This window comes from Phyllobacterium sp. YR531 (assembly GCF_000282595.1).
In the GTDB taxonomy this organism is placed as follows: domain Bacteria; phylum Pseudomonadota; class Alphaproteobacteria; order Rhizobiales; family Rhizobiaceae; genus Phyllobacterium.
Genome location: NZ_AKIZ01000017.1, coordinates 78,385 through 91,663, shown reverse-complemented (window position 1 = coordinate 91,663; position 13,279 = coordinate 78,385). Strand labels below are relative to the sequence as shown.

At 53.4% G+C, this 13,279-nt stretch carries 15 protein-coding genes; 14 read left to right on the top strand and 1 reads right to left on the bottom strand.

Features of this window, described 5'->3' with window-relative positions:
* The first annotated feature begins 388 nt into the window (after positions 1 to 388).
* Genes PMI41_RS11525 through sctT form a run of 12 tightly spaced genes read left to right on the top strand, consistent with a single transcriptional unit; the run spans position 389 to position 8,455 of the window.
* Positions 389 to 1,081 carry a hypothetical protein gene (locus tag PMI41_RS11525; protein WP_008124894.1) on the top strand — a complete coding sequence of 231 codons (693 nt, stop codon included), beginning with the start codon at positions 389 to 391 and terminating at the stop codon, positions 1,079 to 1,081.
* The gene (locus tag PMI41_RS11520) at positions 1,081 to 1,269 is read left to right on the top strand and encodes a hypothetical protein (protein WP_008124893.1); all 189 of its coding nucleotides are present in this window, start codon (positions 1,081 to 1,083) and stop codon (positions 1,267 to 1,269) included. The genes PMI41_RS11525 and PMI41_RS11520 overlap by 1 nt, the downstream gene beginning before the upstream one ends.
* A 38-nt stretch (positions 1,270 to 1,307) precedes the next feature.
* Positions 1,308 to 1,721 carry a hypothetical protein gene (locus tag PMI41_RS11515; protein ID WP_008124892.1) on the top strand — a complete coding sequence of 138 codons (414 nt, stop codon included), beginning with the start codon at positions 1,308 to 1,310 and terminating at the stop codon, positions 1,719 to 1,721.
* A 7-nt stretch (positions 1,722 to 1,728) separates the two neighbouring features.
* Entirely contained in the window at positions 1,729 to 2,523 is a 795-nt protein-coding gene (gene sctJ, locus PMI41_RS11510; protein ID WP_008124890.1) for a type III secretion inner membrane ring lipoprotein SctJ, read from the top strand.
* Positions 2,520 to 3,197, top strand: coding sequence for a hypothetical protein (locus PMI41_RS11505; protein WP_008124889.1), 678 nt, complete (start codon positions 2,520 to 2,522; stop codon positions 3,195 to 3,197). The genes sctJ and PMI41_RS11505 overlap by 4 nt, the downstream gene beginning before the upstream one ends.
* Positions 3,197 to 3,799 (top strand): FliH/SctL family protein, encoded by a 603-nt coding sequence (locus tag PMI41_RS11500; RefSeq protein ID WP_008124886.1) that lies wholly within the window; start codon positions 3,197 to 3,199, stop codon positions 3,797 to 3,799. The genes PMI41_RS11505 and PMI41_RS11500 overlap by 1 nt, the downstream gene beginning before the upstream one ends.
* Complete coding sequence (locus tag PMI41_RS11495; RefSeq protein WP_008124885.1) at positions 3,796 to 5,142, top strand: FliI/YscN family ATPase; 1,347 nt, start codon at positions 3,796 to 3,798, stop codon at positions 5,140 to 5,142. The genes PMI41_RS11500 and PMI41_RS11495 overlap by 4 nt, the downstream gene beginning before the upstream one ends.
* Positions 5,139 to 5,633 (top strand): YscO family type III secretion system apparatus protein, encoded by a 495-nt coding sequence (locus PMI41_RS11490; protein WP_008124883.1) that lies wholly within the window; start codon positions 5,139 to 5,141, stop codon positions 5,631 to 5,633. Before PMI41_RS11495 ends, PMI41_RS11490 begins: the two co-directional genes overlap by 4 nt.
* 8 nt (positions 5,634 to 5,641) lie before the next feature.
* Positions 5,642 to 6,694: a type III secretion system cytoplasmic ring protein SctQ gene (gene sctQ / locus PMI41_RS11485; RefSeq protein ID WP_008124881.1), complete on the top strand. Its 1,053-nt coding sequence runs from the start codon at positions 5,642 to 5,644 to the stop codon at positions 6,692 to 6,694.
* Positions 6,687 to 7,346 carry a type III secretion system export apparatus subunit SctR gene (gene sctR, locus PMI41_RS11480; RefSeq protein WP_008124879.1) on the top strand — a complete coding sequence of 220 codons (660 nt, stop codon included), beginning with the start codon at positions 6,687 to 6,689 and terminating at the stop codon, positions 7,344 to 7,346. Before sctQ ends, sctR begins: the two co-directional genes overlap by 8 nt.
* Before the next feature lie 2 nt (positions 7,347 to 7,348).
* The gene (locus tag PMI41_RS11475; protein ID WP_008124877.1) at positions 7,349 to 7,618 is read left to right on the top strand and encodes a flagellar biosynthetic protein FliQ; all 270 of its coding nucleotides are present in this window, start codon (positions 7,349 to 7,351) and stop codon (positions 7,616 to 7,618) included.
* A gap of 6 nt (positions 7,619 to 7,624) precedes the next feature.
* A complete protein-coding gene (gene sctT / locus PMI41_RS11470) occupies positions 7,625 to 8,455 on the top strand; it encodes a type III secretion system export apparatus subunit SctT (RefSeq protein ID WP_008124874.1) in 831 nt (276 codons plus the stop codon).
* Positions 8,456 to 8,459: 4 nt separating this feature from the next.
* On the opposite strand, the gene PMI41_RS11465 is transcribed toward sctT, so the two are convergent.
* Complete coding sequence (locus PMI41_RS11465; protein ID WP_008124872.1) at positions 8,460 to 11,579, bottom strand: LysM peptidoglycan-binding domain-containing protein; 3,120 nt, start codon at positions 11,577 to 11,579, stop codon at positions 8,460 to 8,462.
* 237 nt (positions 11,580 to 11,816) lie between these two features.
* Between PMI41_RS11465 and PMI41_RS11460 the strand changes: the two genes are divergently transcribed.
* Entirely contained in the window at positions 11,817 to 12,200 is a 384-nt protein-coding gene (locus PMI41_RS11460) for a hypothetical protein (protein ID WP_008124870.1), read from the top strand.
* A gap of 195 nt (positions 12,201 to 12,395) precedes the next feature.
* Positions 12,396 to 13,277 (top strand): choline ABC transporter substrate-binding protein, encoded by an 882-nt coding sequence (choX, locus tag PMI41_RS11455; protein WP_244423932.1) that lies wholly within the window; start codon positions 12,396 to 12,398, stop codon positions 13,275 to 13,277.
* The last annotated feature ends 2 nt before the right edge of the window (positions 13,278 to 13,279 follow it).

Below are 13,279 nucleotides of genomic sequence, written 5' to 3'. Positions count from 1 at the left end.
TGAACAGCCATGCTATTTCTCCTTGAGATTGACACTCATCTATAGAAGTCCAACCGATTCATACTGTCTCGGCGCCAGCCGTGGCATATGATTAAAGCGAACTGGCTAGTAATCGGTGATAGTATGAAAAAATAGAGAAGGCAATTTAACAAAGTTCAGTTCATATTACAAACTGTAACGATAGTTGATCCAGAAATCGTATCAGTACAATGTTGTGCATTGCAAGATCAAAAATAATTCAAAATTTGAACTGTTCAAAATATATGATGTTACTACTGACAAAAAATGTCAGTAGGGTCAAGTTACATTTAGTTTATAGTTGCGTTGCATATGAAACATTGGTGTTATAGAGATAAGTGTGACACTTCGCATTAAAGGGTGCTTTCGCATGACTTTTCCGGTGACCATTGGCCATTTGCGAACACTCGCTGTGTCGATTGCCACTGCAGGTCTTGTTTTGACCTCCACCGGCCCATCATTTTCGGCAGCGCCGGACTGGTTCAACAAACAGTATTCCTATGTTCTTATCAATCAGGATATTCGTGATGCCCTGAAGGAGTTTGGCCGCAATCTGGGCGTTCCCGTCACGTTGTCTGACAAAATACGCGGGCAGGTTCGCGGGGAAGTGCGCGCTGACAATGCCGGCGCCTTCCTGACGCGGCTAGCCGAGGCCAATGGTTTGATCTGGTATTATGACGGATCAATATTACACATGAATTCCAGCGACGAGTTCGCAACACAGATTATCGATATCGGCCGCGCCAATGGCGATATGGTTGTGGATGAGGTGCAGCGGCTTAATCTCATGGATGACCGCTTTTCCATCAGGTCCACTCCCAATGCCCCGGCTTTGCGCGTATCGGGTCCCCCCGCTTTTATCGCCATGGTCCAGCAGGTTGTTTCAACTGTTCAGCCACCACCACAGGCAACCGCAGATGATCCTCGCGTGCGCGTATTCCGCGGCGGCCAGAGAGACGAAGTTGTAGAAGAAATCGCCCAATCCGAACCCCGGAATACCGGGCAGAACAGCGCGCGCAGACAACCGTCGGCGGGTGCCGGACAGCAGACAGGAGAGCAATAATGGCAACCCCATCAATTTCGAATGTTACTTCGCAGGCAGCCAATCAGCCAACGCCATCGGAACAGCAGCAGCAGTTCGACGAAGCTCTGAACCAGGCTCTGATGAGCGGTGGCAGTTCGTTGATTGGCCAGGAGATGATGAAGATTGCCAATGAAATGTTGAATGAAGCAATGTCCGAGGACGAATAAGACGCTTCTTCAGATTCAGATCAGACGGAGGATTTGTCATGACAACAGTTTCGGCCGCCGTAGCCGCTACAGTACCGGTAGATGCAACAGCAACCCAATCGATTGCCTCGCAAAATCTATTCGAACATATGTCCGGAACTATTCAGACACTGCCACACGGCGCAAGTCCCGCCGATCTTGGGCGATCACTTGTCAATGACCTGAAAGGGTTTGTTGAACGCAGTGGCAAGTTTGTGAACCGCAGCAATGAGACGGAGAAAGGCACCTCGCCCCAATCCTTCACCAGCACAGGTTCGGGCGGCAACAAGTCGGCTAAGGTTGAGGGCGACGCGATAACCCGTGTCGTTCAGGAATTAGGCACGGTGTTTGACCACTCGATCGAAACGCAGATGGTTGTGCGCGGTACAACACAGATGACCGGCGCAGCAAACACACTTGTCAAAGGCCAGTAAGCGTCGCATGAAAATGAGTCCGGTACACAGACTATTGCCGCGGTGCCTGATCGTGGCAACGATGTGCCTTGCCCTGCAAGCATGCAAGGAAGACCTTTACACCAATCTTGAAGAGCGTGAAGCCAATGCCATGGTTGCCGCGCTGCTTCAAAAGGGTATTCCGGCAGGACGGGTTTTGCAGAAGAACGGCAAGCTGTCCGTTACCGTGGATGAGGATCAGTTCGCACAGGCAGTCACGATCCTGAATGAGGCGGGTCTGCCCAAGACTCAGTTTGCGACCATGGGCAGCGTCTTCAAACAGGAAGGACTCGTTGCCTCTCCCGTTCAGGAACGGGCGCAGATGATCTATGCGCTTAGCGAAGAGTTATCCCGCACCGTTTCCGAAATTGACGGCGTTGTGTCTGCACGCGTCCATGTTGTTCTGCCTGACAATGATCCGCTGCAACGCAATGCAGTTCCCGCATCAGCTTCGGTTTTTATCCGGCATGAACCCAAGCTCGACATCAACACGCTAATTCCACAGATCAAGACGCTTGTTGCAAACGGGATAGCCGGGCTGACCTATGAAAAGGTTTCCGTCATTCCTGTTGTTGCAACTGCAAGCCCCACCGCAAGTACCAGTACCGAACTCACATCATTCCTCGGCATCTGGATGCTCCCTGCCAGTGCTGCCAAAGCCAAATGGATTTTCGGCATCTTGCTTATAGCGGTCCTGGGACTTGGCGGGGCGCTCGGCTACCTGTTCTGGCAGAAGAAGCGCAGGCGGGTTTATCCGCTTGTACCGGTTGGGCCAGCCAAGTGAGCGAAACGCGCAATATCTCGAATGAAGCATCGGGGCCGATTGCCGCGCAGCCGGATTGGAACGATCTCGTTTCAAATCCGGCGAAACTGGTGCATCCGGAGCGCATTGCAACCTGTTATGACAATGTGATCACAAGCGAGGTGGCAAAACAGCTGCAGGCATCCGATCGTGTGCAGCGTCAGCTGGCGATATTGCTGATGGATCGGTTTGCACTGCCGGAACTGCCGCAAGCGGCAAGTTTGGAATTAGACGACATCAATCTGATGGTTCAGCCCGCTGACAGAATTTCCGAATTGATACCACTCGCCGGTGCCGTTTTCTGGTCGCAGTTTCTGGCGGGTGAAATTCGCACGAATGAGGTTGCTGAATTAAAGCGGCGCATTGGCGAGACTGCCTTTCATGCAGCGCTTTCCAACCGTGACCTGGCGGGAAACCTGCCTTCGCCCGAAAATCTTGATGCACTTGAGGCAACTCTTGAAGCAGATGGCTACCGGTGTCTCGCAAGCTGGCATGCCGCATTGCCTTCTGCCATCGGCGCATGGGCCCGCCTGAAACATGCCAGCGACCGGTCACTTACGCCTTTTCCCGACACCAGACAACGAGGGCTGGGAGCCACCATCATGCGCAGGCTCGCGGCAAATCTCGATGCTTCCTCACCAGGCGAGGAGGCATAATGACCGAGCTGCCAAGATTGCCGGGATCAAAGATTATTCGCGAACAGGATGTCCAGCATTGGATTGATGGCTTCGCATTCATTGAAGCGACACGAACTGAAGCTGCTGCCCAGATGGGAAAGGTCCACGGCATTCAGGAGGCTAGCCGCAAGGATGGCTATGAAGCGGGATTCCAGCAAGGCGCGCTCGAAGCATCCGCCCTGCTGACCACGACAACAGCCCGGGTCAATGATTATGTTGCTGCGCTTGATCAGCAGCTTGTTGATCTGAGCCTGTCCATCATTTCAAGAATTTTTGGCCAGTTCGACGATGCGGAACTGGTGGCAAAACTTGCCCAGCATGCCTTGCAAGGCTTTCAGCGTGAGCGCGACATTACAATTACTGTGGCGCCGGATATAGCCGAAGATGTCGCCCGCCGGATCGCCACGGATTACGTCAATCCTTCTCTAAACATAACTGTTCTTCCTGACCCTCGTCTGAGCGGTACAAAATGTGTGCTTTCGAACGCAATCGCCGTTGTCGATGCAGGGCTTGAAACACAGCTTGCGGCTATTCGTGAAGTTCTCGTTGCACCCCAGCGACAGGATGGAGCGGGCGGATGAAACGTGAGTTCACCCCGCCAGACCTCAGCCAACTCATGGGGCGGCTGCAGGACACTGCAGCCAAGGCCGATACCCGCCCGGTGCGTGGCCGTATACGCAAGATTACTGGTATTATCGTTCATGCCACGGTTTCGATGGTGCGGATCGGGGAATATTGCCATTTGCGTGATCCCGTATCTGGGAAAATTGTACCTGCCGAAGTTGTCGGCTTTCATGACGAGGAAGCTGTCCTTACGCCAATCGGTGATCTTGATGGCATGTCGACCCGGGCAGAGGTAATCCCGACCGGGCACACATTGCAAATCCCTGTCGGGCCGGAACTGCTGGGTTGTGTTCTCAACCCGCTTGGCGAGATTCTCAACCGCACAGGTCTGCCGACAGCGCTGAAGACCGATACGTATTACCCGACACATAATGTACCGCTTCAACCATTACAGCGCGATCTTATCCAATACCCGCTGCAACTTGGTGTGAAAGCCATCGACGGTCTCCTGACAGTAGCGCGCGGACAGCGCATAGGCATTTTCGGCGAAGCTGGTGTCGGTAAATCATCACTGCTTTCCAGCATCGTTCGCGGCACGCAAGCCGATGTCATCGTCATTGCGCTGATCGGTGAACGCGGACGTGAAGTCAGAGAGTTCATCGATATCCAGCTCGGCGAAGAAGGTCGACGACGCTCGGTCGTTGTCGTTGCCACATCTGACCGGCCGGCAATCGAACGCGTGAAAGCCGCTTACGGTGCAACGGCAATTGCCGAATATTTCCGGGACCAAGGGCAGCATGTTTTGCTGCTGATGGACAGCGTTACACGATTTGCCCGGGCACAGCGCGAGATCGGCCTTGCTGCCGGCGAACCGCCAACACGGCGCGGTTTTCCACCTTCCCTGTTTGCAGCACTGCCACGCTTGCTTGAGCGTGCCGGTCCTGGTCTCGGGGGGTCCATTACCGGGCTATACACTGTTTTGACCGAAGGTGACGGTACGCTTGACCCGGTTGCCGAGGAAACCAAGGCCATTCTCGACGGCCACATCGTCTTGAGCAACGAACTTGCGCAACGCAATCATTTTCCCGCCATCGATGTGCTGCGAAGCCGTAGCCGTCTGATGGATGCCGTGGCCAGCCGGTCGCATCGTTCGAATGCCGCCAAGGTTCGTGATCTTATGGCACGCTATGAAGATATCGAGCTATTGCTGCGTGTCGGGGAATATAAACGTGGTGCCGATCCGCGATCCGATGAAGCGCTGGACAGGCATGACCAGATTGAGCAGTTTCTCCGGCAAAGCAGTGATGAGCATTTCGGCCTCACCGAAACGGAACTGCAATTGCAGGGACTCCTTGCATGAGTCAGGAAAAGAATCTGAAAAAGCTTATGGAGTTGCGTAAGCTACGCACGAGACTTGCGGAAGAAGCATCGATCCGGCAGCAAAATGCTGAAAAAGCAGCGGCAATGGCTGTCAATCTTGCAGCCGACCGAATAGTTCAGAATGATGAGAGCCGCATTAACCGCGAAACCGCCATGTATGAACAAATGTCGACCGGGCTGCTCGGACGCCAAGCGTTGGACGATTACCAGGACGCACTTTCCGCATTGACGTATCAGGCTGCGCATCTCCAGCAGATGGAGGAACAGGCCAAAGTGAAACTGCTGGAAGAGGCAGAGAAAGCGCGAGAGAAAGCCGCCGAACACCTTTCCAAGCTGCGCCAGCATGACAAGCTCGAACTCCTTCTTGAGAAACAGGGCGGTAAGAAGGACAAGCGCGCCGGTTTGATGACTGAACTGGAAGATGAGGATCAGCAACGGCCTGCTGCATCTCCAGTTCAAAAAGGACTTTGAGGGTGAACATGCTCGCAGAATCGCAGACATTTTCGAACGATCTGTCAGCCGGTGATAAAGACACTCTGGACTGGCTGCCCTCGGTGGACCCGGACCATATTGCAATCCTGAATCTGTTTCCCAGAAATCCGGTTTCCGTTCAGCTGACCAATAACGGGCCAGAAATTGGCTTGTATCTGGCCGACAAGGCTTCGCTTCTTTTAAACCCTGTTGCCGTGCCTGTTGCCATCGGGCCATGGGCGTGCAAGCTTGTGCTGTCAGCCGGAACGCTTGAACGCCTTGTACAAGGTTTCGGTATCACCAAAATGATCTCCACCCTTGCGCCGCGCCAGCGCAGCATCCTGATTGAGCATGTGCTCACAGCACAGCTCGACCGGCTTGAAGAAATCGTCGGGCATCCCGTTCGCTTCGGTGATCAGGAAGAGATCGCACACTATGATATCATGCTGCCATGGGTTCTGGATTTCGATGATTATCCGCGCAATGCGGAACTACATCTCACCCGTGATGCGGCACAGCTTTTGGGAAGTGCACTCAATCAGGCCGACTCGCATGGTGCCCCGGAAATACTTTCGAACATCAGTTTTCCGGTTCAGATTCGCGCTGGAACACAGGTCGTATCGGTTTCAGAATTGCGTGAGCTGAGAACAGGCGATGTGATCTTGCGCAAAGAAACATCCGAGGCTGATCCGATTGCGGTTCTCTCTGGACGCTTCGTTGCCTCAACGGCATCTGACGGACAAACACACAGACTTACCAGCGGGTGGAGCCTACCTGCCAAGAATGGGGAGACCTCGACAATGTCGCAATCATACTCCAACGCCGCCGGATCGGCAGGGTTTGAACAGGTTGACGATCTTCCTGTAGAACTGGTCTTTGAAGTCGGGCGCTGCGAGCTGCCCCTGAGCGAAGTTCGCAAGCTCGGCGAAGGTAGCGTTCTGCCGACAGCTGCGAGCACAACCAACGCTGTGAACATATTGGCGAACGGACGGCTGATTGGCAGTGGTGAACTGGTCAAGATTGGTGCGGGACTGGGCGTAAGGGTCGTTCGGCTTGGGTGAGTATCAGACCAACCTCATTCCGATTATCATTGTTGTCTCGGTTATCGGGCTGATCCCGCTTGCCGTGGTGACAATGACCGGGTTTCTCAAGATTTCCATCGTGCTTTTCCTCATCAGAAACGCCTTGGGTATCCAGCAATCACCGCCCAATCTGGTGCTGTATGGAATTGCCCTGATCCTGACGGTCTATGTGACAACGCCCTTGGTTGGCGAGATGTACCGAATTCTGGAGGCGCAGCAGGTTGATACGCAATCCATGGACAGTATGAGGGCGGCAGCCGAAGCGCTTCGACCGCCGTTGCAGGCTCATCTTTCCAAATTTACCAACGAAAATGAGCGGCAGTTCTTCCTGCAGGCAACCGAGAATGTATGGTCCCCGGAAGCGCGCGCTGATCTGAAACCTGACAGTCTGCTGGTGCTCATACCAGCCTTCGTCAGTTCGGAATTAACCCGCGCGTTTGAAATCGGCTTTCTGCTCTACCTGCCATTCCTGGTCATCGATTTGATCGTTTCGAACGTGTTGATGGCGATGGGCATGATGATGGTATCACCGACACTGATTTCGATACCTCTCAAAATCTTTCTTTTCGTGGCAGTCGATGGCTGGTCGCGGCTGATGCATGGCCTCATATTAAGTTATGGGGGCCCGTAATCATGGGTCAAACCGCCTTCCTCGCCCAAATGCAGAATGCACTTTTGACGGTTCTGCTGGCCTCGGCACCAGCATTGGGAATCGCCATTATCGTCGGTGTCAGCGTTGGCTTGATACAGGCTCTGACACAGATTCAGGATCAGACCTTGCCGCAGGCAGTGAAGCTCGTTGCCGTGATGCTGACGCTAATCGTGCTTGGACCAACGCTTGCCGTGCAGGTCGCAAATCTGGCAAGCCATGTGCTTGATAGTTTTCCTGCGATGACGCGTTAGCGGATTATGGACGCGATTTCGACCACATCGTCTTTTTTCGCCCTCGCCTATCCGCTCCTGGTTGCCGTTGCCATAACGGTTGCCCGCGCCCTCGGCATGATTCTTGTCACACCCGCGTTCATTCGGCTCGGACTGACCGGGATGATCCGTTCATGTGTCGCCATTGCAATCTGCATTCCAGCAGTCCCCGGTGTATTGAATGGCGTTCTCGCTGAAGGACAGCTTGGCAGCCTGCTGATCACTGGACTACTGGTTAAGGAGTTGATTGTCGGCATGGTCATCGGCATTGCCTTTGGCATCCCTTTCTGGGGCGCGGAAGTAGCGGGCGATCTGGTCGATCTGCAGCGTGGTTCCACATCGGCACAGTTGATCGACCCTTTGCAGGTGAGCGAAACCAGCATCGCAGGAACGCTTCTCGTCTTTGCCCTGCTCGCATTGTTCTTCATGTCGGGCGGCTTTTTGCTGCTGGTCGACGGCTTTTACAAAAGTTACGAATTATGGCCTGCGGTAAAATTTGCGCCTGTGATAAATGTCAACGCCATTCCGGCTCTTCTGGGGGTACTAGACCGCATCATGCAGATTGCGGTCATTCTGATTGCACCCATTGTTCTTGCGCTGCTTTTGACCGATCTGATGCTGGCTTATCTTTCACGCATGTCACCGCAACTGCACATTTTTGACCTGTCACTTGCCATCAAGAACATGCTTTTCGCTGTGGTGATGGTGCTCTATATTTCCTATCTAGTGCCTTACATGATGTCTGAATTGAAGGACTTGCGCGGAACCTCCGATATCATGCGGTCACTTGTTGAGGGCGAGCCGCAAAAAGCCCCCTGATGTCTCATGCTACCGATATGCCAAGCTGGCGAAGCGTGGCATCAATCTGCGCAACTGATCTCGGACTTGCATCGCCGCTTTCGATCTTATCCGCCAGACTTGGAAGCGATACTGCTGCCTTGCCAGAGACACTTTGCGTGCGATGATTGAGCTTCTGCGCGTCCGTATAATTGGCATCATCACCGGCCGTAGCCGGAAACCCGGAAACATCGCCATGCAGGCCATCCAGCGTATGGTGCAGATTATCACGGAGTGCAGCCAAATCATCTTGCGGAATGGCGTCTAACCAGCTGACGAACCTCTGCAGATCGGCTGGCTCGTCGAGCTTGTAACCCTTCATCTCTGCATACTTCATCAGCAGCGGTACGGGACTGAAACCATCCCCGCTCTGATCGACCAGCGCCCTTGCGGTTTCTTGTGAAAGCCCCGAATGCTGCAGAAACCGCATTGAGGTGTCCGTCATGTAGATATTCGATTCACGTGTATTGGTAAGAAGCATCTGGCCAATGACCGCAGCTCCTACAATGACAAGACCGACCGGACCAGCCATAGAGCCAGTTCCAAAGGCGGCCAGAATACCGCCCGCTCCGGCCGCTGCCTGCAGCGTGCCCATCTGCCAGTCACCGCCCATATAAGAGCGCGTTGCCAATACCAGATCGAAACTTGCGCCGACTGAACCCAGCCACTTTGCGGCAGTCGTGCTGCTGCTGCCAAAATGCTTCACGGCGAGCGAATCGGGGTTGATCTGCTGGAAACCATTGAGCAGTTCGATCGAACGTTGTGCCACGCCAGCGGCATCGATGACGACTTTGAACTTCATCAACGGGTCCTGACCGGTTCGGCTCAGGGTCGAAGCAAGGCCGACACCCACTGCGGCCAAGCCAATCAGCCGCAGCATCTGACCGGGAACAGTCGTATTCTTGAAGGACTTCATGCCATCATTGGTATCAGTCAGTTTGGCGTCGAGATTCTTCAGCTTCTGCACCATCTGTGCTTCGGTATCGCCAGCAGCGGGAAGCGATTCTTCGACAGCTTTGAGGGCCTTCTTGAATTCATCTTCCGGTATGCCAAGCAACTTAGCAGCAGGGCCGTTCTGCAACGATGCTATCCCAGCCTTTGCCCGCTCTATGCTGGCAGGATCATTCGGATTGAGATCGCCGAATGACGGCAAGACCGTCCGGCGCACAATCTGCGTCATCGCCTCTTCGGCAAGCTTCCGCCCGCGATCTGTCAGCCGCGCCTGTTGGCTCAGCAGGGAGACGACAGCCGGCTTGTCCAGAAGTGCTGGATCATTCTTGAGCGCAACCTGCATTGCCATGACCGATTTATCATCGGAAAGAATTTCTTTGATTTTTTCGTCAGCCTTGCCCTGTTGTGCTGCCAGCTCCGGCGGCAGATTGCCCAGCTGACTTAATTGATTGATAAGCTGATTACCCTTTCCGGCTACGTCATTCTCCAGTGCCAGTTTCTGGTCCGTCCAGCCTTGGCCTTTTTCCGTCTCATAATCGCTGATGGCCTTGTTCAACTGTTCAGGCGTCATCGTGGAGCCGTGATTGGCAATCAGCCATTGCAGCTCCTGCATATGGGCCGAGTATTTATCAACACTGCCATTCACTGAGCCTTTTGAAAATTCGACAACGCTGGGGAGAACTGTACTCTCAAGATAAGAGCTTGAGCCGGCCGTTGTCGCGGCGCGTGCAATCGGAAAATCAAGACCTGAGCCGGATATGATCGCCATTCGCATGGATTCGGGATTGCCTGTGTCCATTTTAACGAAGCGATCAATAACGGTCTGTCCCGTTGGCGTTTCACCGATGCGACCGAGAATGATCGTGAGGTTCTGCTGGCCCTCCCGGCCAATGAGATCTCCACCGGTTTTCTCCTGCCGGCGCGCATTCGCAGCCTCAATGACCGGCAAAGCGTCAAACATCAGATCCGCGGCGAGCTGCGGACTGCTACCCTTCGTCAGAGCTTCGAGCTTACGCATGACCTCTGCACTGTCACCCTGATCGCTGGTCGCTTTTTCCGGGTCGTAATTCTTCAGCCGCTCAGTTGCCCAGTTCGCCGTTTCGCTGATGAGTTGCTTGGCGTCAGCATTGCCGCGAACAGCTGCCTGCACTTCCGGTGAAGCTTTGCCAAAGGAATTGCTCAGCTTGTTGAATGCCTCGTCCGGTTTGCCAGACGCCGCGTCATCGATCATTTGGCGAGCCTGAGACTCGATTTGAGGGCCATGGTGAGTCGATTGCCTTAGCTTGATGCCAAGTTCCTTGGCTACATTCTCCAAAGCGATTTGTGATGGTCCGGCGTCGGTCCAGTCATGGTCATAAAGTGCTTGTAGTGACTTGGTGCGATCACCTTCCGGTATGCCCTGGAGATAATCTTTTGCATCGGCGGCAATATCAGCCGTTCCTGCCTTGTAGTCTGTATTGGCATTGTCCGAATATTGCAGCTTGTTGCCAGTGGCATAGATTTGCTGGGCGAAGGCCTCTTGCGGATCGGCTATCAATTGCCGGTCCTTTGCTGCGCCTTCAATTGCAATCAAAGCCGGGCTTGCATCCTGCCAATCACTTTTGTTGCCTATGAGCCTGGAAACCGCAGCCTGTCGTTCCCCTTCAGGTAAATTGTCTAGATAGACTCCCACATCACTCTGAATATTCTTTGTTTCAGCAGGAAAATCCGTCTTTGCCGGATCATCGGCATATTGCAAATTGTTACCGCGCTCATAAAGTTCGTTTCTAAATGCAGCCTCCCCGTCAGGCACACCTTGATTGTTTTTGCTCGTAGCTGCAGCGATATCGGGCGAAATATGAGGGATGATGACGACATCATCCGGCCTGACCAGATCAACATTATTGTCGTGGAGGCCTTTGTTCGCCTCGATCACATCAGCGAACCGCACATCGTTATCCTTGGCGATTTCCCAAAGATTATCGCCGGGCTGCACCACAATCAGCTTCTCTTTGTCGGGGTCGAAAGAGCTTGGTCCGCCCGCTTGCGCGCGTTCCCGCACAGCCTGTCTGATCTGGTCGACAAAGAGCTGCTGTTGTTGCAGGGATGTCAGCGGTATTTTGTTTCCATTGGCGTCATAGCGACTCTTGCCATCTACATCGATACGAAAGGACATCGCTTCCTCCTGCCTGATCTGGAAATCGGGACGGCCACGCACCGTGAAAAATCGAGCGGGACTCACCGGCAATGGCAGGGTGGAACATGGAAGATGTGCCTCACAGTTTTATGACATCGGGTAAGCTTCATGGATGCTGCGACAAAATATAATTGCCAAGCGCGCGCTATGCCGTCATCATCCGTGCAGCAGACGATACGACGTTCAAGACCGTAACTATCCAGAAAGGACGGTTCCTTGGTTCAGTCCATCAACAATGCAGGATCGCAGCAGGCGCTTGAGAGCAATTGGAATGATGAGAACGCCATTCGAAAGTTTGAGCGCGCCACGGATGGTGCTACGCGTCAACGAAAACACGAGATACTCGACACCAAACAGCGGCCCAATTCGGTAGAATTACGAGCAAATTCGAAGCCACTCGACGAAAAGCAACTTGTCGCTCCGCCCGAAGTCATATCCTCCTCATTCACTGCATCAGCCACCAGCGAGCAAGGCGTGATTTCCCCTCTTGCGATACAAGCCCCCGACACACCCGCATCAAATACGAATTCACGCTTCATTGCTGCCAGTGTTGCACTGATAGTGATCGCAATCATTTCCGGTGTACTGTACTTCGCTTGAGCGCGATTGGACGACAGATTGGAAAATCCCTCTCTTATCTGCAACGGAATGAGCAATTTATACGTTCAACTTCCGGCACAGGCTCAATAGTTTGTGCGCAACTTTCGATTGTATCAAATTGCAGGATTACCCATGCCCTTACTGAAATCTTCTTTTCTCGCCCTCATCTCAATCCTGTCGCTGCAAGATATCGCAATGGCTGCGGATGCAGAGAGCTGCGCCACCATCAAGCTTTCCGACCCGGGCTGGACAGATATCACCTCCACGAATTCGGTGGCCACGGTTCTGCTTGATGGTCTGGGTTATAAGGCAGACGTGAAAACCATGTCTGTGCCAATTGGATATGAAGCGTTGAAAAATAAGGAGACTGATGTCTTCCTCGGCAATTGGATGCCTGCACAGCAGAAGTTCCGCGATGATCTCGACAAGAGCAAAGCCGTCGATGTTCTTACCAAGAACCTCACCGGGGCAAAGTTCACGCTGGCTGTCCCAAGCTACGTTGCCGCTGAAGGTGTCAAGACTTTTGCCGATCTTTCCAAGCATGCCGACAAATTTGACAGCAAGATTTACGGCATCGAACCCGGCGCTCCGGCGAACCAGAACATTGAGAAGATCATTGGTGACAAGAAATTCGGCCTTGATAGCTGGAAACTGGTTGAATCGGGCGAACAAGCAATGCTGGCACAGGTCGACCGTGCAGGCCGGTCAAAGCAGTGGGTTGCTTTTCTTGCCTGGGCACCGCACCCGATGAATGCCAAGTTTGATCTTACCTATCTGAGTGGCGGAGATGATTATTTTGGCCCGAATTTCGGCGGTGCGGAAGTCTATACACTCGCCCGGACAGGCTGGTCCAAGGAATGCCCCAACGCGGCAAAGTTTTTCACCAATCTGGTTTTCGATGTGAAAACCGAGAATGAATTGATGGGCAAGATACTTGATGATGGCCAAGAGGGAACAGACGCTGCAAAGGACTGGATCAAGGCCAATCCTGAAAAGCTGGATATCTGGTTGAAGGACGTTACGACCCTTGCAGGTGAGCCTGGAGCAGCGGCAGTGCGCAAAGAGCTTGGCTTGTAAGC